Origin of the sequence: Bradyrhizobium sp. WSM1253 (genome assembly GCF_000244935.1) — a bacterium.
GTDB lineage: Bacteria > Pseudomonadota > Alphaproteobacteria > Rhizobiales > Xanthobacteraceae > Bradyrhizobium > Bradyrhizobium canariense.
Map to the genome: position 1 here is coordinate 254,093 of NZ_JH600073.1, position 22,680 is coordinate 276,772.

The 22,680-nt window shown below is 59.1% G+C and carries 27 protein-coding genes; 19 read left to right on the forward strand and 8 right to left on the reverse strand.

Going from position 1 to position 22,680, the window contains the following annotated elements:
• From BRA1253DRAFT_RS03085 to BRA1253DRAFT_RS03110, 6 genes are all read left to right on the forward strand, one after another.
• A partial coding sequence (locus tag BRA1253DRAFT_RS03085; protein WP_210161953.1) for a hypothetical protein occupies positions 1–662 on the forward strand: 662 nt, incomplete at its 5' end.
• Positions 659–985, forward strand: a complete 327-nt coding sequence (locus tag BRA1253DRAFT_RS03090) for a hypothetical protein (protein ID WP_007591001.1) — start codon at positions 659–661, stop codon at positions 983–985. The genes BRA1253DRAFT_RS03085 and BRA1253DRAFT_RS03090, both read left to right, overlap by 4 nt.
• Positions 986–1,046: 61 nt before the next feature.
• Complete coding sequence (locus BRA1253DRAFT_RS03095) at positions 1,047–1,232, forward strand: hypothetical protein (protein ID WP_157158532.1); 186 nt, start codon at positions 1,047–1,049, stop codon at positions 1,230–1,232.
• A gap of 96 nt (positions 1,233–1,328) precedes the next feature.
• The gene (locus BRA1253DRAFT_RS03100) at positions 1,329–1,520 is read left to right on the forward strand and encodes a hypothetical protein (RefSeq protein WP_035992657.1); all 192 of its coding nucleotides are present in this window, start codon (positions 1,329–1,331) and stop codon (positions 1,518–1,520) included.
• A gap of 154 nt (positions 1,521–1,674) precedes the next feature.
• Positions 1,675–3,252: a hypothetical protein gene (locus BRA1253DRAFT_RS43350; protein ID WP_007591007.1), complete on the forward strand. Its 1,578-nt coding sequence runs from the start codon at positions 1,675–1,677 to the stop codon at positions 3,250–3,252.
• Positions 3,253–3,325: 73 nt separating this feature from the next.
• Entirely contained in the window at positions 3,326–4,591 is a 1,266-nt protein-coding gene (locus BRA1253DRAFT_RS03110) for a hypothetical protein (RefSeq protein ID WP_007591014.1), read from the forward strand.
• 42 nt (positions 4,592–4,633) lie between these two features.
• Here BRA1253DRAFT_RS03110 and BRA1253DRAFT_RS03115 read toward each other — a convergent pair whose 3' ends face one another.
• A complete protein-coding gene (locus tag BRA1253DRAFT_RS03115; RefSeq protein ID WP_007591017.1) occupies positions 4,634–5,518 on the reverse strand; it encodes an acyltransferase in 885 nt (294 codons plus the stop codon).
• Between the two features lie 599 nt (positions 5,519–6,117).
• Between BRA1253DRAFT_RS03115 and BRA1253DRAFT_RS03120 the strand changes: the two genes are divergently transcribed.
• Both BRA1253DRAFT_RS03120 and BRA1253DRAFT_RS03125 read left to right on the forward strand, forming a co-directional pair.
• Complete coding sequence (locus tag BRA1253DRAFT_RS03120; protein WP_007591018.1) at positions 6,118–6,666, forward strand: hypothetical protein; 549 nt, start codon at positions 6,118–6,120, stop codon at positions 6,664–6,666.
• Positions 6,663–6,869: a hypothetical protein gene (locus BRA1253DRAFT_RS03125; RefSeq protein WP_007591019.1), complete on the forward strand. Its 207-nt coding sequence runs from the start codon at positions 6,663–6,665 to the stop codon at positions 6,867–6,869. Before BRA1253DRAFT_RS03120 ends, BRA1253DRAFT_RS03125 begins: the two co-directional genes overlap by 4 nt.
• A gap of 372 nt (positions 6,870–7,241) precedes the next feature.
• On the opposite strand, the gene BRA1253DRAFT_RS45820 is transcribed toward BRA1253DRAFT_RS03125, so the two are convergent.
• From BRA1253DRAFT_RS45820 to BRA1253DRAFT_RS03130, 3 genes are read right to left on the reverse strand one after another with little or no spacing between them, the layout of a single operon-like run.
• Positions 7,242–7,376 (reverse strand): hypothetical protein, encoded by a 135-nt coding sequence (locus tag BRA1253DRAFT_RS45820; RefSeq protein WP_007591020.1) that lies wholly within the window; start codon positions 7,374–7,376, stop codon positions 7,242–7,244.
• Positions 7,373–7,543, reverse strand: a complete 171-nt coding sequence (locus BRA1253DRAFT_RS44265; RefSeq protein ID WP_007591021.1) for a hypothetical protein — start codon at positions 7,541–7,543, stop codon at positions 7,373–7,375. Before BRA1253DRAFT_RS44265 ends, BRA1253DRAFT_RS45820 begins: the two co-directional genes overlap by 4 nt.
• On the reverse strand, positions 7,540–7,833 hold the full coding sequence (locus BRA1253DRAFT_RS03130; protein WP_007591022.1) for a hypothetical protein: 294 nt from the start codon (positions 7,831–7,833) through the stop codon (positions 7,540–7,542). Before BRA1253DRAFT_RS03130 ends, BRA1253DRAFT_RS44265 begins: the two co-directional genes overlap by 4 nt.
• A 726-nt stretch (positions 7,834–8,559) precedes the next feature.
• Between BRA1253DRAFT_RS03130 and BRA1253DRAFT_RS03140 the strand changes: the two genes are divergently transcribed.
• The 7 genes from BRA1253DRAFT_RS03140 (at position 8,560) to BRA1253DRAFT_RS03175 (ending at position 14,017) form a co-directional block, all read left to right on the forward strand.
• Positions 8,560–9,336 carry a KilA-N domain-containing protein gene (locus tag BRA1253DRAFT_RS03140; RefSeq protein ID WP_007591023.1) on the forward strand — a complete coding sequence of 259 codons (777 nt, stop codon included), beginning with the start codon at positions 8,560–8,562 and terminating at the stop codon, positions 9,334–9,336.
• A 411-nt stretch (positions 9,337–9,747) separates the two neighbouring features.
• Positions 9,748–10,137 (forward strand): transposase, encoded by a 390-nt coding sequence (locus tag BRA1253DRAFT_RS03150; RefSeq protein WP_007591026.1) that lies wholly within the window; start codon positions 9,748–9,750, stop codon positions 10,135–10,137.
• Positions 10,134–10,481 (forward strand): IS66 family insertion sequence element accessory protein TnpB, encoded by a 348-nt coding sequence (gene tnpB / locus BRA1253DRAFT_RS03155; RefSeq protein WP_007591027.1) that lies wholly within the window; start codon positions 10,134–10,136, stop codon positions 10,479–10,481. Before BRA1253DRAFT_RS03150 ends, tnpB begins: the two co-directional genes overlap by 4 nt.
• Positions 10,482–10,553: 72 nt before the next feature.
• The gene (locus BRA1253DRAFT_RS03160) at positions 10,554–12,167 is read left to right on the forward strand and encodes an IS66 family transposase (protein ID WP_007591031.1); all 1,614 of its coding nucleotides are present in this window, start codon (positions 10,554–10,556) and stop codon (positions 12,165–12,167) included.
• Positions 12,167–12,460: a hypothetical protein gene (locus BRA1253DRAFT_RS03165; RefSeq protein WP_007590556.1), complete on the forward strand. Its 294-nt coding sequence runs from the start codon at positions 12,167–12,169 to the stop codon at positions 12,458–12,460. Before BRA1253DRAFT_RS03160 ends, BRA1253DRAFT_RS03165 begins: the two co-directional genes overlap by 1 nt.
• 199 nt (positions 12,461–12,659) lie before the next feature.
• Entirely contained in the window at positions 12,660–13,130 is a 471-nt protein-coding gene (locus tag BRA1253DRAFT_RS03170) for a hypothetical protein (protein WP_007591044.1), read from the forward strand.
• Entirely contained in the window at positions 13,127–14,017 is an 891-nt protein-coding gene (locus tag BRA1253DRAFT_RS03175) for a serine/threonine-protein kinase (protein WP_007591046.1), read from the forward strand. The genes BRA1253DRAFT_RS03170 and BRA1253DRAFT_RS03175 overlap by 4 nt, the downstream gene beginning before the upstream one ends.
• Before the next feature lie 638 nt (positions 14,018–14,655).
• On the opposite strand, the gene BRA1253DRAFT_RS03180 is transcribed toward BRA1253DRAFT_RS03175, so the two are convergent.
• Positions 14,656–16,662 carry a hypothetical protein gene (locus BRA1253DRAFT_RS03180; RefSeq protein WP_007591049.1) on the reverse strand — a complete coding sequence of 669 codons (2,007 nt, stop codon included), beginning with the start codon at positions 16,660–16,662 and terminating at the stop codon, positions 14,656–14,658.
• A gap of 1,053 nt (positions 16,663–17,715) precedes the next feature.
• Positions 17,716–17,874 (reverse strand): hypothetical protein, encoded by a 159-nt coding sequence (locus BRA1253DRAFT_RS44270; RefSeq protein WP_007591051.1) that lies wholly within the window; start codon positions 17,872–17,874, stop codon positions 17,716–17,718.
• 329 nt (positions 17,875–18,203) lie between these two features.
• On the opposite strand from BRA1253DRAFT_RS44270, the gene BRA1253DRAFT_RS03190 reads away from it, so the two are divergent.
• On the forward strand, positions 18,204–18,959 hold the full coding sequence (locus tag BRA1253DRAFT_RS03190; RefSeq protein WP_007591052.1) for a DUF2786 domain-containing protein: 756 nt from the start codon (positions 18,204–18,206) through the stop codon (positions 18,957–18,959).
• A gap of 41 nt (positions 18,960–19,000) precedes the next feature.
• Here BRA1253DRAFT_RS03190 and BRA1253DRAFT_RS46110 read toward each other — a convergent pair whose 3' ends face one another.
• Positions 19,001–19,207 carry a hypothetical protein gene (locus tag BRA1253DRAFT_RS46110; RefSeq protein ID WP_007591053.1) on the reverse strand — a complete coding sequence of 69 codons (207 nt, stop codon included), beginning with the start codon at positions 19,205–19,207 and terminating at the stop codon, positions 19,001–19,003.
• A 160-nt stretch (positions 19,208–19,367) separates the two neighbouring features.
• On the opposite strand from BRA1253DRAFT_RS46110, the gene BRA1253DRAFT_RS03200 reads away from it, so the two are divergent.
• Positions 19,368–19,664, forward strand: a complete 297-nt coding sequence (locus BRA1253DRAFT_RS03200; RefSeq protein ID WP_007591054.1) for a hypothetical protein — start codon at positions 19,368–19,370, stop codon at positions 19,662–19,664.
• Between the two features lie 133 nt (positions 19,665–19,797).
• Here BRA1253DRAFT_RS03200 and BRA1253DRAFT_RS46115 read toward each other — a convergent pair whose 3' ends face one another.
• On the reverse strand, positions 19,798–20,487 hold the full coding sequence (locus tag BRA1253DRAFT_RS46115) for a hypothetical protein (protein WP_371261299.1): 690 nt from the start codon (positions 20,485–20,487) through the stop codon (positions 19,798–19,800).
• On the opposite strand from BRA1253DRAFT_RS46115, the gene BRA1253DRAFT_RS03205 reads away from it, so the two are divergent.
• The gene (locus BRA1253DRAFT_RS03205; protein ID WP_245286068.1) at positions 20,488–21,885 is read left to right on the forward strand and encodes a VTT domain-containing protein; all 1,398 of its coding nucleotides are present in this window, start codon (positions 20,488–20,490) and stop codon (positions 21,883–21,885) included. It abuts the gene before it with no gap.
• Positions 21,885–22,586 (forward strand): endonuclease/exonuclease/phosphatase family protein, encoded by a 702-nt coding sequence (locus BRA1253DRAFT_RS03210; protein WP_007591057.1) that lies wholly within the window; start codon positions 21,885–21,887, stop codon positions 22,584–22,586. Before BRA1253DRAFT_RS03205 ends, BRA1253DRAFT_RS03210 begins: the two co-directional genes overlap by 1 nt.
• Positions 22,587–22,680: the final 94 nt, after the last annotated feature.

The window sequence follows — 22,680 nt, forward strand, 5'->3', positions numbered from 1 at the left end:
CGACGATCCGAGCTCTCTCGGCTTCCGAACGTACGCGGCGCCCCGATGGTCCTTCAAGAACCTCCAGCCGGCTCACCGACCCCCTCGTTGAGCCGTCCAAATGGACGTCCTTTTTGCTGTCCAATCCCATCCCAAACCTCCGTCCAAGCCGGAGGCTTCTTTCGCACGTTCATTCGAATTCTGAAGCAAGGGTATCGGCTTCGCGCTTACCTCTTAACGAGCGGCAGAAGAGGTTTGTGCATGCGCTATTTCAGGCGCCGCGCAGCCAGGGCGCGGGCCTCTTTGCCGCGCGCGCCGCGGGGTACGGGACGCCGACCAGTTCGAACAACTCGCTTTCGGTCATGGCCTACCAGATATCGCATGATCCAAAGGTGCAGGCTGCGATCGCGGAGGTTAGCCAGCAATATTTGACGACGCTTGGCCCTGTTGCCGTGCGCGCGATGGCGCGCGTTCTCGGCAACGACAAGCACAGGGAGTTTGGCCGCGTGCTCGGCATCCTAATGGATCGCGTCGCGCCGGCCAATTCAACGCACACGGTGAAGGTGGAAGGCGAAGTGAAGGTGTCGGCCGCGGATGCAGCACGAGTGATGGACCGCATCGAGGAATTGACCGCCAAGTTCCTTTCAGCACCTAAAATCATCGAGCACGAGGCCGCGACATGATGAGCGTCGGCCACAAATACACGCTGGTTTGCGCGAGCTTGGCCAAAAGAGCGCTGAAACGCGAAATGCCCGCCGCGATGCGTCTCGAGTTCTTGAACCACCTGGAGAAGATGGTCGACGGCTCTTTGACGACCGAGATCATTGCGATGGTCGAACCTATGGATGACCGCGGATTGGCCCTAAGGAGCGAGGCCGCAAGGCTTGGCTATAGGGGAAGCCCGTCAGTGTTCGACGTCTATGCACAGAAGTTCGACGTGTTCGCTGCACTCAATCCGAGTTTGCAGCGTGCGTATGATGCAGCAACTGCAAGGTACGAGGTATAAAACCATGGCCGTCATACAATCTGAAAACAAGGTCCATGCTGGCACGTGCATCGATAGCGAGATGAACCGCCAGGGCGCCATCGCTGCTGCCTACGCGGCTGGCGGTGGCAGTGCGGCCGTTGCTGCAGCCATCAAGACGGCCGAGATCGCGCACTACCGCCGGATCATTGCCTCGTGCAAAGCCAACTCATTGCCGTTCAACAACTTCACGGTGGCGCTGCTCGACCTCGGCACCGGCGGCTCGTAAGAATTCGAAGCTCCAAGGGCAGCGATGCCCGTTTCATCCGCGCCATGGACCGGCGTGCGGGGAGAAAGTCCGGTCCACTTATTGCCGGGGTTGAGAATGGACGATAAGCAAACATCGGCAATTCTCGGCCTCAAGCGCGAGCTTAAGACAACGCGCGAGAAGTTGCGCCAGTTGAATTTTCAGGATCACCGCTGGCGCCGCGTAGCTCAGACGTTGCGCAAGCTGGCGGGATTGGACGAAGACAAGTTCAGAAACTTGCTGCAAGCAGAACATCTGCCCTTTGAGTAGTAGGTCGCGCGCACCTCAAGCGCGTTTCGGATCGGGCTTTCCGTAACCAGCCCCGCCTTTGGACATCGGCGCAAACGTCTTTCAGCGGCTTCCCTGATCGGAGCCGAGCTTTCATCCGCAACGTGCGGAGTTAGCGCTCGGAAAGACAACGTCGATGAAACGGCTTTTTGCCAGCGCGCTCGCCTTCCTCGCCTTCCTCGCCCTGCTGCCGGCACTCGCCGCAGCGCAGACCGGGCCAACGCTTCCCGCCAATTCCGTATGGGGACGGATGGGTGTCGGCCCTGGGCCAGCCCAAGCCATCCCGTTCTCGGTCTTCCATTCAGCCGTGAGCGGCCCGTGCGCAACGTTGACGGCCGGGCTAGTCCCAGCGACCGGCGGCGGCACGGCAAATTTCCTCCGCGCAGATTGCACCTTCGCGAGCCCGCTTCCGACAATCTTGAATAACCAGATCGTTGCCAACGTCTCAGGCAGCACCGGTCCTGCCGCGGGCGCGACACCGACAAGCATCTGGGATTCGTTCTGCTCGACTACGATCGGCAATTTCTGGGTGCGTATGTCGAGCGCTTGGGGGTGCACGTCGCTTGGCTATGCCAACCCGGTGTGGTGGGGGTGTGATCCGACCGGCGTTGTGAGTTGCTCTTCAGCATTCAATTCCGCCCTCGCGACCAATCTGCCGGTGCGATTTCCTTCGGGCACATTCCTGCTGACCTCACAAATTTCAATTGCCCAATCAAGCTACCGGTCCAGCACTAACATTTCAGGCGCTGGTCAAAATCTCACAAAGCTGCTGTGGAGCAATGCTAGTGGCGGAATTCAGATCTCAACCAGCACCTCTGGCAGCACGGTCCCAATCAGCGCGGGCACAGGCAGCATCAGCGACCTGACACTAGCCACCAACCAAGTAAACGGCGGCACCGCACTTCGCCTGCAAAGTAGTATCACAACTGTTGGCCCAACCTTTTCGATCCGGAACGTAACGATTCAAGGAGACGATTGGGAGCCCTATCGGGGGTCAGCTTACTGGGGCATCGGTTTCTACACCCATTTGTGGTCCTATGTCCTATTAGACAATGTCACAATCAACGGCCGTACAGCCTTAACCGTAGGTGGCGCAGCGCTTGGCAGTGCCGTTGTCATTGAGGGCGATGTAGCTTCAACGCAATATGTTCAATCGATCAAGCTCACCAATTCAAATTTTGGCAGCGCTAATATCGCAATCGAACTCCGGGATTACTGGCAAGGTGTACTGACTGACAAGACCAACACGAATGGTTTTTTTGGCTGCATCTATCAGGCTCCAGGTGCTGCAGGAACTCTCGCTCAATTCAGTTTCATCAACTCAATTTGCGGAAGTGATGGGTTTGGAGCAAGCATCCAATCAAACATCAACGATATGCAAGTTATCGGCAGCAATATCATTTACGGTCCCCCGACTGGCGGTCAGGGACTTTCCCTCGGATCATCTGCCGGTGCTATGATTGTCGGCAATAACATTGCACTTGTAGGATCGCCGGTGAGCAACACTGCAATAAATAGCGCTGGCGCTGGCGCCGTTATTACCGGAAACCGAATTGTTAGCGCTACTACGGGAGTGTTTCTCTCGGGTGCTTCTTCAGGCGCGACGGTTGGATTGAATTCATACAACAATGTCACGAACAAGATCGTCAACTCTGGCGCGGGCAACAGCGTCGGTACTCAGGCAGCAGGCAACATGGCGGGCGTGGTGCCTTAACTGATTAGGTGGAGCGACGGATGAGCATTCGCTGGTCTTGAATGCAGTCTGAAAGGCTGTTACGGCAGGGGTCGTGAAGCAGTGTTCGGAACTAGTGGAGCTTGCAGCCAGGTGGCGCGTAACGGCGATCGCGCTGACAGTCATTCTGCTTCATATTGTTGGGCTGGGCCTTCCGTTCGTCAACCAGGAGGGCGCCTTCAATTTGGCGTCCGCATATTTCCGGTTCGGCGACGCTGCACTAATCCGAAATTTTTTTGAGCTTGATGCCAACACGCTGACGGTTCCTTTTATAGGAGCGCTTGTATCGGGAGCGCTCCATGTCAGTCCGTATTATGGATGCCGACTTGTCGCCGTCGGGTGCCTTGGGATTTTCGCGGTTTCGATGCACTCGATCTTGCGGCAAAGGGAGCCGAAGAACGCTCATCTTCTGCTGCTGCTCGTCTTGATCAATCCACTTCTATGGATCTTTGCGGGCAGAGGCACGGCTGACTTTCCGCCGATGGCGATTGCTGTGGCAAGCATCGCGATCTTCTGGAGAGCGCGATCGAATATCACGATAGCTGCAGCGAGCTCTCTGTTTGCGCTGGCGGTCATTATGAAATATCACGCCGCGCTTCTTCTTCCGCTGGTCGCCTTTAGCCCCGAGCAAAGTCAGAGCGCCAGGTTTCGCGTGATGCTCCTGGTTGCAGGCGGCGCAGCGGCAACATTTGCGCTCCTGGTGTACAACACGGTAGTGTTTCGCACGTTTGGATTTTGGGTGACTTCCCCCAAATGGCTTTCCGTTCTTCGCGTTGATCCATCCAACATTGGCAACAACATTGTTCGGTACGGTGGCTATCTCGCTCTACTAACAGTGCCACTCTCGATTCAGGCCTGCTTCAGCAGCAGCGCTCTCCCTCGCAGCACAGCGGCGAAAGTGACGATCATTCTCGTCGCATGTGTACTCGGAGTTTGGCTTCCCCCATCTAGTGGAGAGATGAACTTTGGCCCTCTAGACCGTTGGCTGGGCGATTGGATCTCCACTGCGCTGCTCGGCGCGTTCTTTGCCGTCTTCGTGATCGGCTTATCAGGAACTGGGCGATCACTTCCAAATTTGGGAGTCGCCGCCACGACCGTGCTTTTCGTCGCTGTGCTTTCGATGAGCCGCCCTGCGCAGCGCTATTTGATCTTGGTATTGCCCTTTTACTACTTGCTTGTAACGGGCGGTGACATTCGAAGGGTGACAATCCCGCTAGTCTTGCTCTGCGTGATGCTGATCGGATTTGCAGCGGTCGCGCAGATATATTTTGGCGTGATCCCCAGCGCGGATACGCCCTTTGGGCCGTATCGGAATTGGTAGCGCTCGATCCCGAACCGCACCATCGCGAACAAGCTGATCAGATCATTTAACAGGCGCAAAATCGGGAGCGTTCTTCGTCTGGCGCACTGCGACCATAGCGGGTTTTTCAATCAGTCTGTAGCTGATCAGCCCCCATGCGTTCGCGGCGAGAAGGCTAAAAGAAATCAGGGCCCATTGCGGTGTTTGCCAAGGCAAGGTGAATGATAGTTTCCAAATTACCGAAATAACGAGAAAATGGGCTAGATAGGTCGAATAGGACGCGTCGCCCAACGCCACGGCGCATCGCTCAACGGCCGGAAGATATGGCATCGGCGCGCGGGACGCGCGCGGGCGGATCAAGAGGCCAAGGGCCCCACCAGCAATGAAAAGCAGGGTTAACGGGCTGAACAGCACCGCTGCCACAGGGTTTGCTTCATATGGAATCGATTGAGCGGCAAGGATGACACCAGCCCATAGGACCAGAGTGCGAAGTGGTCGCAGCCCGGCGGCAATCATCACTGCAACGATAAGGTAAAAATAAATTTCATAAGTGAGTGTCCAGCCGACAATTAAAAGCGGCTTTTCTGCTGTGGGCCAGAGGGTGAATGAAGCGAGCAGGGAAACGCTGGCCCGCTCCGTAAGCCGCTGGGGAGATGCGACGACGTACCCGGCCAAAAGAACAGCCGTGTAAAACCAGTAGGCCGGGTAAATTCGAGTGAGGCGAGCTGTGATGAATTGGCGCCAATCTTCATTCGCCGCAGCGCGGATGATGACGAAGCCCGAAATGACAAAGAACAGATAGACGCCATACATTCCTATCCACTCAAAGCAGGCAGGAAGAACGCCGGCATTCGGGTAATACTGTTGCTCGAAGCCCCAAACATGGGTGAGCACCACCAGATTTGCGGCGACGGCGCGCAGGGCTTGAATTGATCTGATTTTCCCCATCTCGGCGAAAATCTACCACTGCAACCGAAGATCGCGCAATGCACAGAAATATTCTGGCAACGCGCGGCAACATTCGGCCCGGCACCTTTCCCCAGCCTAATCGCGCCAATCCCTCTCGGAGGGCACGTCTGGATCGATCGCTGAACCGATGCGTGTCCAGTGATGAGCAGGACCACACGCTTCGCCCTCACGGGGTGAACGGCGCGCGCCGAGGCGCCCCGAAAAGGGAGTATTGAAAAATTAGCAAATCAGGAGCAGCGTGGGGTCGGGTGTAGCAACCTGACCAGTGATAGGCCGCATTCCCTGCAAGGAATTGCCTTGTCGCCTGCAAGCGACGTGGCGGCGGCTGAATTAACGGACGAGCTTAGCGGCTCGGCTCCGAACCCGACCATTATTGCCCAACGGCGAGTCTGTTGGCAAGGGCGGGGGCATCGGGCCATGTCCAGAGCTGCAAGGCTTAAAAGCTCGGTGAATCGTCTCACTGGCGATTGCTACCCCCCGCCTGCCGTCGGCGTCGGACGGCTCGGCTGTAGCAAGCCAACCCAGTGAGCACCACCATGACCATTGAAAGACCCATGTCCCCGCCGCGAGCGGTGTCCATGGATTCGTTTTCCGCCACCCCCGCCACCGGACAGCCTGAAGCGGGAGAACGCATCAGCGACTCTCCCAGCCCCGTCGCGAGCCCATCCAACGTCATTGACCTGGACTCTGCTCGCGCTGCGGCAACTGCGACCGCGCTCGCCGAGATGATCCCCGCGGCGCCGCCCAGCCGGCTCAAAACCGAGGAGGAGCTAGATCGAGTCTCGGCGATCATGCGCGCCGCCGTCACCTACACGTCCATCAATGGTGCGATCAACGGGGCATGGCGCGCCGAGCACACCGGCAATTCAACCGTTGCCGAGATCGTCATTGAGGGTATGTGGGAGCGGCGAAACGCGGTGCTACGCAAGCTTACGCGCCTCATGAAGAAGGCGAGTGCGGTCCGGACGGTTGAGCTTTGGTCGCTTGCCAGCCTCGCCGACATCGTCATGGATCAGCAAGGCGACGAAGCCTCGGGAGGTAGCCTCGAGCCGTTCGAAATCGAGTTTATGCGATCACTATTTCGGTTGGTTGAACGGGATTGCGAGAGCCGGGAGCGATCAGCATGAGCAACATCGTTGAGCTCCGGCTGCCCGACCGCTTCGAGAACGAGGCAGATATCGACGACATCGTGACGCTGAGCGAATTGCTCTGCGTTATGCTGGCGCAACCCGATGCCGATACGGCTCTGGTGGGAATGCATCGCGTCATGCTGATCATCGCGGATCGCGCCCGCGATCTCCGGGACCGCCTGAACGGGAGCAAGCCGTGAAGCGGCGCCGCAAGATCCACCGAAAGCGTGACCGGCAGCGGCTCATGACGCACCGCCGGCGGCTCAGGCGGTAACCTGACGTCAATGGGTAGCGCGGTACGATTGACCATCGCGGACTAGTGACGAGTACCGCGATACGTATTGGCATTGAGAACCCGCCGGCTCCCAGGTCGGCGGGTTTTGCTTTGCCTAGTGGCTGAGCTCGTACCTGCGGATCTCGTTCAACCGCGTCAGGCAGTAATCCCGATACAGATTTTCGATGAGTGTCCACATGACCGAAATCCCCGTTGGTCTCTGGCCTAAACGTAGACCCGGCTTGTTTCCGGAGTGCTTCTTTAGGCGGAAAACGGGTTTCGTCGCACGCCCGCCGGTTCACGCTGGCGGGCCGATCACCCCGTATTCGAAGGCGACGCCCTCCGGATCGTTCTCGTCAATCCAGGCCCGTGCGGCTTCCTCATTGGCAAAGACCTTCAAGTCCTCGCCCTGATCGTAAATCCAGACGGTCATTGCCGCTCTGGCTCCTCTTCCGGTTCAATCCCATGGAGATGTTCGAACACCTCTCCCAGCTCGCGGCAATCGAACCGTTCGCCGCAGGTGGGACAGGTCATGAAGTGCTCTTCCTCAGAGAGGGGCTTCCAGCCCTCGATCCTGACCTTGCTGCCAACGCGCGTCATTGATCCCTCTTCAGCTTACGCCGGCTCCAATGTGGTTCCTTCCCCTTGGGGTTTAACGCCGGGACGTAGTGGCGGTTCAGTGCCCGCATGACGCCGATCCTGGCGAACATCGTCGGGCCGCCGCCTTCCGCCACCAGGATCAGCGCCTCCATTGCAGCTTGCCATTCCGGCGCGCTGTGCTCCTTCTCCGGTAGCGCCGTGATGTACTTGGCTGCGTCGAGCAGCGTCGCCAGCTTAGTGCCGGCCACCTCAATTGGATCTTCGAACGGCCGCCCCCAGCCTTTGTTCATTCCGTCTTTCAATAGCGGGACATCTCCGCTCGTGCGAGTGCTCTGGCCTGCTCAAGCGCTTCTGCCCCAGTCAACAGGTTCGGCGCCAGCCGCCGTCCCGGGACATCGTCCCAGTAGAAGTAGACGCTTGCCCGACCATCAGCGAAGCAAACTTCGTAACTGCCGGTCTGGGGCACGGCTTCGTGCTTACGGATGCGAACGGGGGCGGACATATGCCGCTATCAAAGCCGCATCGTGCGTGGTGTGCAAATTGTCGATTCCTAGTAGCTCCTGGCGGTCGCGAGCTACTGCGCGTCGTGGGTGTGGAAAATGCCGCGGTGCATTTGTCCCGATCCCGGCAACGCCCGGATGTTGCGAGCGAGTGACATTTTCTGGAAAGAGGCGAGTATAGACAGAGATTCGCCTAAATAAGCGGCGTCGGCCTGTTCGTAACTCCGCCTGTGCCTACGATGTGCGTTGTGCGGAAAAGGCGCCAGGGTGTTCAATGACCGTTATGTGCTCTCGCTGATTCGAGAGTGGCGCTAAGGAACGGTCCCAGCGCTGCTTTCGTTCCAGTTAGCGTGCTGAAAAGCCGAAGGGCGACTCCCGTGCAACCGAGAATCGCCCTCCACATGAAACCGACTGCGGCACCCCGGAATCGGCCTCCCTTTGCAAGGACCGAAAATATGCTGATACGCATAAATGTCCATGGTGTCGCAGTCACTTTTCCATAAGGACATGCGACCAATGCAACAGCACTTTGATTTGATCCCGCACCCGGTGCAGGGCGGCATCATCTACCAGCGCCCGGGAGACGGCTATATCAACGCGACCGCGATGTGCCAGGCGGCCGGCAAGCAGTTCGGTCACTACCGCGAGAACAAGGTCACGAAGGACTTTCTGACCGAGCTTGCGACCGCCATCGGAATTCCGATAACGGAATTGGTTCAATCGGTTGTCGGCGGAGATTTCCGCTTTCAAGGAAGCTGGGTCCATCCTCAGGTAGCCATTCACCTTGGCCAATGGGTCTCAGCACCATTCGCGGTCCAGGTGACGCAGTGGGTCTACGAATGGATGAACGGAACCGGACCCGCGACGGTCAAAGATACGGTTCCCTACCACCTGCGCCGCTATATCGCGAACCAGCCCAACATCCCCGTCGCGCACTTCTCCATCCTAGCAGAGATGATGACGTTGCTTATCGGTCCGATGGAGATCATGGGGTACACTCTTCCCGAACACATGTTGCCGGATATCTCGCACGGCAAGATGTTCTGCAAGTGGCTTCGCGACGTGCACGGCATCGATACTGACGCGCTCCCGACCTATCTCCACGTCTACGAAGACGGCCGCCGCGTATGGCCCAAGGCTTATCCTGAGCAACTGCTGGCGGACTTTCGCAAACACTTCCGAGAGGAGTGGCTGCCCAACCGTGCCATCGACTACTTCCGCGGACGCGACAGCGAAGCCTTGCAGTATCTGCCGAAGCTCATTGCGAACAACAAGCCGAAGAAGCTGAACTAAGGACCTGGTCAGCCTTGACGAGACCATGGGCGCCGGAGTCTGATCGGCGCCCATGGGGCAACATCAGCACGACATCGACGATCTCGCGCGCATGGAGCGCATCTGCCTGGATCTGGCGGAGGAGAGCAGGGTGCCCGGCGAGGCCGGCGCGCTGCTCGAGATGGCCGAAAACCACGGTCGCGAGGCTACAAATCTGACCGTGGCTAAGACCGTAGATAGCTCGCGACTCAGGCGGAAAACACGAGTAATATCAGCAAGGTTGACCGGACACCCCTTCCGCCAGTCAAGGCCAAAAAGCTAATAATCTCAGCATTTGGCAGGTTTGACTGTATTCCTCCGGGGTGGGCCGCCTTGTTGAGTTGCAGGTATCCGACGAGGATCTAGCTTTAAGGCTAGCCTTAAGGTCGGTAGATGCGGGTAGAGGTCCTGGGCGGGGTTGAGCGTCGTCGTCGCTGGTCTCGCGACGATAAGATGCGGATCATCGAAGAGACGCTGGCGCCCGGCGCGGTTGTGACGGAGATCGCGCGGCGGCACGGCATTTCGACGAGTTTGGTGTTCACGTGGCGGCGGCGGGCGCGCCTGGCGAGTGTCGTTTCGGCGGGACCGAAGCTTGTCCCTGTTCAGCTCACCCCGGGTGCGACCGAAAGCGTTCCATCGATTGAAGCCCCAGCGGTGATTTCGCCCCGGAGGCGCCGGGGCCTGATCGAGATCGAACTCGGTGGCGGCAAGCGTGTCAGCGTTGACGAGAACGTCGATGCTGACGCGTTGGGGCGGGTCCTTGATGTTCTGAGCCGGCGATGATCCCGATACCGGGTGGCGTCAGAGTCTGGATCGCAACCGGCCACACCGACATGCGTCGCGGCATGCAGGGTCTGGCTTTGCAGGTTCAGGAGAGCCTGAAGCGGGATCCCCACGCCGGAGATCTCTATATCTTCCGAGGCCGGCGTGGCGATTTGGCAAAGATCCTCTGGCATGACGGGATCGGGCTGTCGCTCTATGCGAAACGCTTGGATCGCGGAAAGTTCATCTGGCCTTCGGCGTCAGGTGACGCGGTGTCGATCTCGGCGGCGCAGATGGCGTACATGCTCGAAGGGATCGATTGGCGCAATCCACAACTGACGTGGCGGCCGACAAGGGCGGGATGAGCGAAGAAAAATGTGGAAACCCGCGTATTTTGGGGTGCCGCAAATCACTAAAACTATGATTCACTTCGTCTCATGGATGCTGATCGCGCCGCTCTTGCCGAAGAAAACGCCGCGCTGAAAGCGGAGCTGGCGGTAGCGCGGGCAAAGGCGTCGGAGGACGCCGCGCTGATTGTGCAGCAGACCTTGCGGATAGCGAAGCTCGAGCGCCAGGTTTACGGCCAGAAATCGGAGCGCTCGGCGCGGTTGATCGACCAGCTGGCGCTTACCTTCGAAGAATTGGAAGCTAACGCGACGGAAGACGAATTGGCGGCGGAGCAGGCAGTCGCCAAAACGACTACGGTTGACGGATTTACGCGCAAGCGCGCTGAGCGCAACACGTTCCCAGACCACCTTCCGCGCGAGCGGGTGGTGATCGATCCGCCGACGGCGTGCGAATGCTGCGGCGGCAATCGCTTGCGCAAGCTCGGCGAAGATGTGACCCGAACGCTGGAATCGGTGCCGCGTCAGTGGAAGGTAATCGAGACGATGCGCGAGAAGTTCTCTTGCCGCGACTGCGAGAAGATCAGCCAGGCACCGGCGCCATTCCATGTGATCCCGCGAGGGTGGGCGGGGCCGAGCCTGCTGGCCATGCTGCTCTATGAGAAATTCGGCCAGCATCAGCCTCTGAACCGGCAAACCGAGCGTTACGCGTTGGAAGGCGTGCCGATCAGTCTGTCGACCGCAGCCGACGCCGTCGGAGCGTGCTGCACGGTATTGGAGCCGCTGTTGCGTCTGTTGGAAGCCCACGTCATGGCATCCGAACGCCTCCACGGCGACGACACCACCGTGCCCGTGCTGGCCTTGGGCAAGTGCGATGTCGCTCGATGCTGGGTCTATGTAAAGGACGACCGCCCCTTCGGCGGCTCAGATCCGCCGGCGGCAATGTTCTATTACTCGCGCGATCGAAGGGGCGAGCATCCGCAGGCGCATCTGGCCAACTATAGCGGTATCCTGCAGGCCGACGCCTTCGGCGGATACACCAAACTCTACGAGCCCCCGCGAAGTCCTGGGCCTATCAGGGAGGCGGCCTGTTGGGTGCATGCCCGGCGCCCGTTCTTCGCCATGGCGGATCTTGAGGAAAACGCGCGACGTAAGGCTGCTGGCAAGAAGGAGATCGCCCTCTCGCCGATTGCGATCGAGATCGTGCGTCGCATCGACGCCCTCTTCGCAATCGAGCGCACGATCAATGGCCAAGGCGCCGACCACCGAGAGGCTGTCCGCCAGGCGCAGAGCGCTCCGTTGGTTGCCGATCTGGAAGCCTATATGCGTGAGCAGTGCGCCAAGCTCTCCCGCGGTCACGATCTGGCCAAGGCCATGAACTACATGTTCAAGCGCTGGGGCTCCTTCACACGCTTCCTCGACGATGGCCGCGTCTGTCTCTCGAACAACGCCGCCGAAAGAGCGCTGCGCGGCATCGCATTGGGCAGAAAGTCTTGGTTATTCTGCGGGTCCGACCGCGGAGGGCGTCGTGCCGCCGCCATGTATAGCCTCATCGTCTCTGCGAAGATGAACGACGTCGATCCTCAGGTCTGGCTTGCCGATGTACTCGCTCGCATCGCCATCCACCCCGCCCACAGGCTCGATGAGCTGCTGCCCTGGAACTGGAAGATTGCGCAACAGCAAGGCCTCGCGGCGCAGGCGGCTTGATGGGGCCCGTCAACAAAGTCAGCCACGTGTTTACCCTCGGCCATGTCGCCGAGATGCTTGGAGAAGACGAGGAATGGCTGTTCGAGGTCGCCGAAGAAATGGACCCCGAGGATGGCCAGCTATGGGTCGTGGGCGTCGGTGAAGATGGGGTGATGGCGTTCACCGATGAGGGGATCGAGAACCTCAAAGAGCTGATCGCAATCCACAAAGAGGACCCTAGCATCATCGAAAAACGCCGCCAAGTGCTCGCTGCGACGATGAAGCCGAAAACCGAGGAGTCCGACGAGCTCTAACGGTTAACTGGAAAGATCAGCGCGCTGCGGCCTACCGCGTAGGGTTACGTTTGACTCACCAATCGCGACTAACCACCGGTTAGCCTCTGCATTCGGTTGCGAGACTAAAGTCTATTCGAGAAGTCCGGATACGGGTTCCAGACTCGTGCAACCGTTGGTATATTCAACGAATCATCCACACGTTTCATTGGGACTTCCGATGGCAGATCGTTGGCTAGGCGTCGTCGTGTCTGGCGACAAAGTAATACTCGTAGACGCCGAGGTGGACGGCGACAAACCACTTGTCCTGCAAAGCGATCAAACGTGGTCCCTTCAAACGGGTGACCGGAGTGAGGCCTACTCTACAATCTCCCAGCAAATCGCCGATTTTGTCCGCGAAAATCTGATCAAAAAAGTGGTGATGAAAGAGAGCGCAGTTAGTGGTGGCGCTGCAACCAAAGCGCTTCTTCAGTCGGCGGAGTTGCGCGGTGCCGTTATGGGCGCTCTGGGCGGCATAGTTCCAATTGACTGCAAATCCAAGGCATCAATCAGTCGGACGTTTGGCGAACGAAACGTTGATGAATACGTCAAGGACAGTGACTTCTGGAAAAAAGAGGTCGTAGGAGTTGACCTACGAATTGGCAGCCGTGAGGCGGCCATGATCATGCTCGCTGCCAGGAAAGATAAGTGACCCTTATTTCAAATTTGCAAACCGGTGCGGAGATTGGCAGCGGCTATTTCGGAAAAGTGCACGAAGGCACTGACGACGTGCATGGGAAAGTTGCAGTCAAAATTTTCACGAGGAAACCTAGTGAAGCTGACGCAGACTGGCAGGAGCGAAAAAAGGGGCTGTTGGCCGAGGGGCAACGTCTCAGCCGCGCTGAGCATACAAACGTTCTCAAGGTTCATGGGTTGCTTGAAAGCCAAACGAGCGACGCTGTTCATCTCGTGATGGATTACTGTCCAGGTGGTTGCCTGCAAAAAAAGTTCGAAGCAGGCCCCATGGCGTTAGCTGATGCTAGGCGATACGCAACGCACGTCACGATGGGATTGGCTGCTTTGCATGCGCGCGGCATGATTCATCGCGATATCAAGCCGGGCAACATTCTCCTCAACAAGCATGGCGCAGCGCAACTCGGCGACTTTGGCCTTGTAACTGACAACATCATCGTCGCTTATGCCTCTGGGCAAGGATATAGCGATCACCTTCCACCCGAAGTGCTCAATGGTGGTGGCACAAGCGTGAAGAGTGACGTATGGGCGCTTGGCATGACGATCTATCGGTTACTTCATGGTGCCGAATGGTATTCTAGACTTCCGAAGCCGCGTCACGTCGCTGGTAGGGGTGGTTTCGCGAAGCACCTTCCCTTCCTGCCCGATAAAGTCAGCTGGACCTGCCTGCACAAAAACCGAAAGTACTTCGTCGAGTGGGAAATGGTTGGCGCCGATCTATACAACTGGTCCGCGTGGAGCGAGCCCACGGGGAAAGGCAACAGACGGAGCTTCGGTTCGTCAAACGGCGTCAGTTACGACACGGCCGACCGGGAGCTCGTGGCTACATTTGCAAAGATCGGATAGCGGTTATCGTCCCCTACGGCGCAACAGAACATATGGTTCCTGCAAGTCCTCAGCCGTAAGAGGCCGAAGAGAAAACGCTTCCTTAGCGATCTTTCGCCGGTCTCCGCGGCATCGGTAACAATATGCCTGAGTTGCGACCACGCCCGGCCGTGGCTTCCATAGGCGCTGGCAGTGCCTACATCTCGGAAGTTGGAGCATAGATCTCGTCCTTATTCCGATATTTTCAAAGCGAACATAACAGGAACGATCGAGTCGGGCAACCTACCCTTGATGAAAACCACAGGTTTAGTTAACGAATGACTGCAAGCTTCCACAGCCTCCCTGCGGTCAACTTCCCGAGAGCCGGGACCCACGACGAAAGGCCGCACGGGCAGCCGAAGTGCAGTAGTACTCGCCCTCCGACGCAGTGCGTCGCTACCGACCCAAAAAGCAATGGCCCCTGAGTTGGCGAGCTATGTGGTGAATTCGATATTCATCACAAGGTTCGTCGTGAATGATTTCGGGTGTTTAGGTGGAGAAGTTGGCGGATGACGTTTCCGCCGCTCGTCCACTTCAGCGCGCTTACCAGATATTGCCGCGCCCCGCGAAGGTCAGCCGCGGGCCACAAGCGGACTCATGCCCCGCCGCGAACCCCACGCCTACGGCCTGCGCACCATTCCCATACGCGGCGGCTTTACCGGGGCAGCCACTCCGTAGATAACTGTGATGCCCGAACCTCCGCCCCATGTCGAAGTCGGGCGAAGCGGATCGGGCGCGGCGGCGCCGTTGAGGTCGTTCCAGTTGTTCGCCGCCCAAACGTTGCCCGCCAGATCAATCGACACGTCGGTCAGCATCTGGATGCTGCCGCTTTTGAAAACGTGGATGACATCGCCGGTCTTTGTGCCTGTCGGGTGGCCCTTCGTGTTGTCTCCGGCCATCAGCACCACGCCACGGCCCCAAAAATTGCCAATCCAGACGTCATCGTTGCCATCGATATTTAAGCCCCAGGGCACGCTTACTGCCTTGTCACCGGCGAAGCCAGTGGGAGCAGGCTGGGAGCCATCGGGGCGGATCATGTTGACCACGCCGGTGACCATTTTGGGGTTGCTTTCGAGGACCTTGAGCATATGCCCGGCGGCGATTTTGAACTGCTGCATGATCGACGCGCCGTCTGGAATGACGGGCGGGGGAAAGTCGAGCGACATATTACTTGCAACCCATACGTTACCCTTCGAGTCGAGCGCGAGGGCGCGAACGCCGATGCCGGCGCGGAATGACTCCGCCTTGGACGGATCATCGGCGGGGAACCGCACGACCTGGTCCGACTGCGAGTTGCTGACCCAAACCCGATTTTGGGCATCGATGACGATGTCGAAGGGAGACTTCAGCCCGGCGACTTTTACGATTCGGCCGTCCTTCACTTGACCGCCGGGAAAGTGCAACAACTGATTGTCCGATCCATCGGCTATCCAGACGTCACCATTTGCGGCAACGCCGACGCCCATCAGGCCGAGGAATTTCTCTTTGAACGGGAAGTCGCTCTCTGTACCGATGGGACGACCGTTGAAATCCAATACCAGGATCTTTCCGTTGAAGCTCGTGAGCCATACCTTGTCCTTCGTCACGGCGGTGCCCCAACCGACGCCATCAATACCCATCCCGGTAAAGCCGGTGATCGCTGGCGAAAGAGCGGTTCCGTTGGGAGACAGTTTGACCACGCCACCGCCGATACTCTCGTTGACGCCCGACTGCGAGCCGGCCATCCAGTTTTGTCCGCTCCAGAGATTGCCCTCAGCATCGAACATCAGCCGACCGGGCGAATAAACGCCGCCGCCCGCGAAGGTAAGCGAGAGCACGAAGTCATCCGGAACGTAGGCCAAGTACGGCACAAATGGAGCCTTTCGCCGAGCGCCGTCCTTCGGTTGCGGATACGCTTCGTTGAACAACGCGAAGAGTACCTTGGGTTGAGCCCAGGGCTGGCGAGCAATACCGGCCAACGCATCGAAAGTGTTCTTCGGCGTCGTTCCATCGGGAAGACTTGCGGCCTTGAGGAAACGGGCGCGCCAATCGTCGTTGGCTACCGTAGCAAAGGCGGTGACGAGCGAACCGAGCGTATCTAAGTTCGCCAGCGTGCTTGTCTGGGTGCTGTTGAGCGGGTCTAAAAGTACTTTGCCCCACCCCCCGGTCGCGGGATCGACCAAATTCGGGACATTCGCGGCAGCAATCTGCAGGCTTAACGGATTGCCAATAATCGACTCGCCCTTGACGAACTGTGCGGCAGCAAACGCTGATGCTACTGTGGTGAGTTCATTGACTGTGACAGTATTAGGCAGCGCATTTCCGAGCAAAACCACCAGTGCGAGGGAATTGCTGGCTTGGTTCGTGGCCGCTCTCGGCGTGCCGCCTTTGGCTACCAGATACACGGGGGCATTATTCCCGGCCGCGGATGTAGCGAGTGCGAAGCGGCCATCTGCCCCGCTTTGCGCCTGAGCGAGCTGCGTAGGCGCATCTGCACCTGCCGTCCAGAGGGTGACTGCCGCTCCCGCAATCGGCTCACCTGCCAGGAGGACCTGACCTTCGAGCTGTTGTGCGAACGCCGTTGCACCTGACAACATAATTGCAGCAAGCATGGAGATAGCGGGCCAGATTTGCCGAGCGAGTTTCATAAATCTCTCCCTAACCAATTCATTTCCTTTGAGTCTCCGAAGGGGCAGCGCCAAGCCCACCCGCGAAACCCAACGTTGTGCACGGACCGAATTGTGTCTTGATCCAGATCAATGCCTCGCCCGAGAAGGGTTGCACCGCATGCATTCGCGGTAGCGCTGGGAATATCAGCCGTTGCAGACTGGGGCAGAAATTAGTCCGGGACTATGCGTTTTCGGCCGACGAATTGATTTCCATACCCAGCTGCCGCGCAATCAGGACGGGAAGGCAGCAAGCAGTTGCATGGTCTTTCGTCACATTGCCTCTTCGTTACTCAAAAAGCGAGCCGCGTTGATGGTATCTTGAGCGCCCTCTACATTGCCTTTGTGAGCAGCGAACCTAACATGCTCCCCGTGCATCACACGTTTGGAGATTTCATGAAATACATTGGCGTTATCACAGCCGCTGCGTTGGCGGCAGCCGTTGCCACCCCTGCACTTGCAGGGAGTGCGACGCAGAGTCCCGAGTGGCTCACGAGGCAAAAAACTTGCAAGAAGGAGGCTTCTGCACAGGGACTTCATCTGTCGAAGAAGCGGGCGTATGTCAAAGAGTGCATGGCTAAAGCCTAGCATTCACCAGCGTCGCATCAACCCCGCTTCGGCGGGGTTTTTTTTTGTTCGTCGTTTGCCACCACTAGGCTGCACCGGCAGCGGCCCGCCGGGCGGTCAGTTGCGAAAGTGTGCTCATTTTACGGCTCTCCTTATGCGCCTCTGTGACTGCACAAGATCGGCTGTTCGGGCCGGACCGTCAAAACTGGTAGATTTGGATCAGAAAGGGTTATTAAGCGTCACGAGCGGTCATGAACGGTCATCGGGCGGATATCGCGTGACGATTTCCACAGCCATATGAATCGCGATGGTTAGACACTTTAGTGAGTGCGCGAGATTCAATAGCGATGACAAAGCGCCGGGAGGAGGGCGCGTCCGCCGCTCCACCGAGAACATCCGACAAGGCGTCCGGGGCCTGCTCATGAACCAGCAACGGAGAAGCGACTAACCTTTGCTGGGGCATTTCGATTAGCGGTTGTCGGGGGACGCAGCAGCCAGCAATGACCGCATGTGATCAGCGTGAAGATTGACGGACGCGTTATCACCGTGCTTCGCGAGCAGTTCGCGCATATATTCCAGATGCGACTGTCCGGCTTCACGATTCTGTTCGTGGGTCATCTTCGCCATGGGATTTATCCTTCTCTTGTTCGGACGATGAACGCGGCCCGTCCGATTGGCCGATCTATTTGCGCCGTTCGCGGCTTCCCATCTGATCAACGTAGTTTTTGAACACGCGCTCAGCGTCGTTGAGTGAATTACTTTTGAGCGAATTGTTGCCTTTCTCGAAGAACTGCAGCAAATCCTTTGGCGCCTCAAACGAGTGATCCGGCGGTCGTTGCCGCCGCCGCTGCAACCCAAGCCGCCCGGCCGATCCGGAGTGTTAGAATGATCCCACCTTTTCCGCCAATCGATCCGACCGAGCTCTGTCGGTTGGGCTTTCCCCGGGCAGGTGATCAGTGAATCAGACGTCCAATCCGGCCGCGCTCGACAAGCTGAAGTTGCGCATTCAGGCGTTGCGGGCCAAGACCATCGCCAATGGCTGCACCGAGGACGAGGCGCTGTCTGCCGCCGCCAAGGTCGCCGAGCTGCTGGATCGCCATGATTTGTCGCTCTCCGACGTCGAACTGCGCGCGTCGCCGTGCGAACGGAGGGTCTACGAGACTTTTCGCAAGAAGCGGATTCCTCTGGACGACTGCATCGGCGCGATCGCCCTTTTTTGCGATTGTCGGGTCTGGCGCGAGAAGAACGCGGCCGGCGAGAACCACTATGTGTTCTTCGGTCTCGGCGCGGATGTCGAGGTCGCGCATTATCTTGCCGAGTTGATCGACGGCGCCGTGCGTGCCGAACTTGGCCGCTTCAAAACCTCGGTCGACTACAGCAGGTTCCGGCACCAGCAGCGGCATCTGGCCAATGCCTCCTTCGCGCTCGGGATGGTGGCCTCAATCGCGAACAGGCTGGTGGCGATCAAGGCCAGTCGCGATCAGGTCAACGAAAGCACCGGCCGCGGGCTGGTGGTTCTCAAGACCTCGGTGGTCGATGCGGAGTTCGACAAGCTCGACCTGAAGATGCGGACCCAGCGCAGCACCAGCCGGATGGTGTCGATGACAGCCTATGAAGCCGGCGGCGCCGCCGGTGCGTCGCTCGCCATCAATCCCGGGCTTGGCAAGTCCCTTGGCGGGTCGCAGTCAAGGACCGCTCCTAAAGGGAGCTGAACGCGTCGGGGGAGGGCGTGCAGCCTCACCATCATTGCAGTTCAGTCGATCGATTTCTCGAGCTTCTGGGCTGCGCGGAAGTCGTCCATATGCTGCAGGTTCGGCCCGTAGGCAGCCTCTTTGGTCAGCAGGTGGTAGATCCGGGCCACGACGGTTTGGAGATGTTTCATTCGTCCGCGCGGCATCGCCCGGGCCTTGCAAAGGGCCCGGACCGCGTGCGCTCGGAAATAATCAAAAGCGTCTGACATCGCGGACTCAACGTCCCGCGCAATGATTGGTTCTTGGATTGGTTCTTGGATTGGTTCTTGTTCGCGCGTCCCAAAACGCCGCCAGGGACGCCCGCGCGTTCAGGAACCTGGCCCTCGCTGGCCTGTTGTTCGCACTCTCGTCCAGCCACGGAGGGCGCCCTTGGAAAGTACGATCATCGGAGAATTCGACACGCGCCGCGGCGCCGAGCTTGCGGTTGAGCATGTCGTGCAGGAATGCGGCGTGCCGCGAAGCGACGTCTTCGTCCAGGCCGCCGGTGGTGCGAACACGTCGGGGACACGCCCGGCCGGTCCTGACGCCAAGACCGCGCCTGCGCCGGAGGGTCATCAGAAGCTGGAAGGTCCAATCGAGGTCTCCGTGGACTTTCACGGCGATGCGCCCGAGAAGATCGCGGACGCCCTGAAGGGCGCAGGTGCAAAGGCGGTCCGAACCAAGTAGCGGCGAGGGGAGACTGTGGCGCCGGAATCCGCACACGCTGAACAGTGACGCATGGATCTGAGTTGGGGAACCCCTTGCACGTTCAGCGCGTTTCAACGCGAACGCAAATGGCGAGGTCTCCCTGCTTCAGAGCTCATCGACCCTGATCCCCGGCGACACCGTCTGGCGGCGGTGCGAGGCGCGGCGTGTGGCGGTTCTGAACGATGCTGCCGCTTATTTCGCGGCCCTGCGGGAGGCCCTGCTGCAGGCGCAGGATCTCGTTTATATCGTCGGCTGGGATATCCATAGTGAAACCAGGCTGGTCGGCGAGTCCGGGCGAGCGGATGATGGCTTGCCGGAACAGCTCGGCCCGTTCCTGCGCGCGCTGGTCCAGCGACGTCCCACCTTGCGCATCAACATTCTCATCTGGGACTTTGTCTCGTTCTACGCTTCCGAGAGGGAATGGAATTCCGCGGCGAAATTCACCGCCCACACAGATGGCCGCGTTCGGTTTTATCTTGATTCCACACTTCCATTTGGGTCGGCCCAACACCAGAAAATCGTCTGTGTCGACGGTTCGCTGGCGTTCGTCGGCGGACTCGATCTGACGATCAGGCGCTGGGACACGAGTGACCATCGCGCCGATCACGCATCGCGCTGTGATCCCCAGGGCAAGCCATACCTGCCGTTTCATGATGTTCAATGCATAGTCGACGGGGATGCGGCGGCGTGGCTGTTCGACCTCGCGGAGCAACGCTGGCGCGCGGCAGGCCAACAGATTGACGATCGGCGCCCGCTGAAGAGCTTGCGCTGGCCGGCGAATGTGCCCGTGGAAGCTGAGCATATGCCGGTGGGTATCGCCAGGACCGAGGTGGTTTGTCCGACAGGTTCGACGCTCCGGGAAGTCGAACGCTCGTTGATCGCAGCGATCCGGTCAGCGACGAGCTTCGTGTACATCGAGAACCAGTTCACCAGCGCCACCAAGATCGCGCGCGAATTGGCGGAGCAGATGCTGCGCGTGCCTTCGCTTCGGGTTGTGGTCGTCACTCCGAAACTGCATTCCTCGTGGCTGGAATCCCAGGCCATGCAGAACGGCCGGGGCGCCTTCATCGACTGCTTCAGTTCGGCCGGCATCGCCGATCGTATCCGCTTCGTCTACCCGGTGTCGGGGAACGGGGACACGGAAGCGGCCGTGATGGTGCACAGCAAGCTCATGATCGTCGACGATCTCATCTTGAGGATCGGTTCGGCCAATCTAAACAATCGATCGATGGGCGCCGACAGCGAATGTGACCTGATCTTTGAAGCCACATCGGACGAGCATCGAAATTTCATCGCTTCGGTCCGCCGTCGCCTGATCGCCCATTTCTGCGGCCTCGATGAACAGACCGTCGCGCAGAACGACGATCGTCTATTTGCGCTCCTGGACGACGTCTCAAGAGAAGGTGGGACGAAGGCGCTGCGCGACGTGGAATCTTCGGTCCTGACCAGCGCTCTGGCCACGATGGTTCAGCCGGTGGCGGACCCTGAGCGGCCTCTTCATCTGGAGCGGGCGGCATCGCGCATGTGGAGCACGAAGACGATCATCGGGATGGTCTCGATAGCCGTGGCGCTTTGCGGACTCGCAATGGCCTGGTCCTACACGTCCTTGAGCGATTTCGCCGACGCCGGCCGGATGTCGACGCTTCTGTCCGCCTATTCGCAGTCCGTCTGGGGGCCGCCATTCGCGATAGCGGCTTTCGTCGTCGGCGGGTTGGTCGTGTTTCCGGTTCTCGTGCTCATTGCGGCAACTGCTGCCGCACTCGGACCATGGCTAGGTTTCGTCACCGCCATGACGGGGGTCGTGCTCAGCGCCTTTGTCCTGTTTGCGATCGGGCGGGCACTCGGCCGCGAGCGCCTCCAGCGTTTGCTCGGACGACGTACCGCGCGCATCCAGGAGCGTGTTGTCGGCAAGGGCATTCTGGCCGTCGTCGTCATCCGGATGATTCCGATCGCACCGTTCTCGGTGGTGAATGTCGTGGCTGGCGCGAGCACGCTGCCGCTGCGTGACTTCCTGGTCGGAACGCTGCTCGGCATGACGCCGGGCATTCTCGCCATGGCAGTTTTGGGGGCTCAGATCGCTGATCTCGCCAGGAATGCGTCCTGGGTCAACATATTGCTGCTCGCATTGGCGTTCCTGGGCTGGCTCGCGATCTGCGCAGGCGCGCAATTCGTCGCGACGTGGCTCGCCGGGAGACGATGATGACGCCGATGCGCTTCATGACGTGGAATGTGCATGGCACCTTCAATCTCAATCCGAAGTTCGATCTGGAAGGTATCTGTTCCATCATTCGCAAATGGGCTCCCGATGTCGTCGCGCTTCAGGAGGTGGATTCGCGATCGCGATCAGACGATCCGTTTGCGAAGCTGGCGAGTGTCGTCGGCGATCACCGTGTTCACGCCAAGTCGATCGTCACGGCCGATGGCGAATACGGCCAGACGCTCCTGAGCCGCTTCCCATTCTCCGGCCCGCCCGAGATCGTCGACGTGTCGTATCGTGAGCGCGAACCGCGCCGGGCGATCGCCGCGGGACTGCTGACGCCGGTCGGCGATGTCCGCGTGGTGGCCACGCATCTCGGCTTGAGTATCCACGAGCGCCAAGCGCAGGCTCACGCGCTGGTGAGCCTGATGAAGCCCGGAAGGACCGTCGTCCTCGGGGATTTCAACGATTGGTTCTGGATCAAATCGGTGCGGCGCGTGCTTGCGCAGGCCTGCCCAAACCGCACGCGGCTGCGAACTTTCCCGTCGCATCTGCCCCTGCTGCGGCTTGACCGGATCTATGCGACCTCCGACAGCCCGATCGGGAAGGTTTGGACCGACCAAGGGGCGCGGGCTTACTCAGACCATTTGCCCGTTATTGCAGACATCGAGATCGCCGGCGGGTCAAACGCACCGTCAGCGTGATAAAAAAGTGCTTTACGCAGAAGGACTTGGGTACTGTGCATGGGGTTGTTTTCGCACATTTATGCAGTCGGCCCACGCTGCCGCCCGGCGGGAC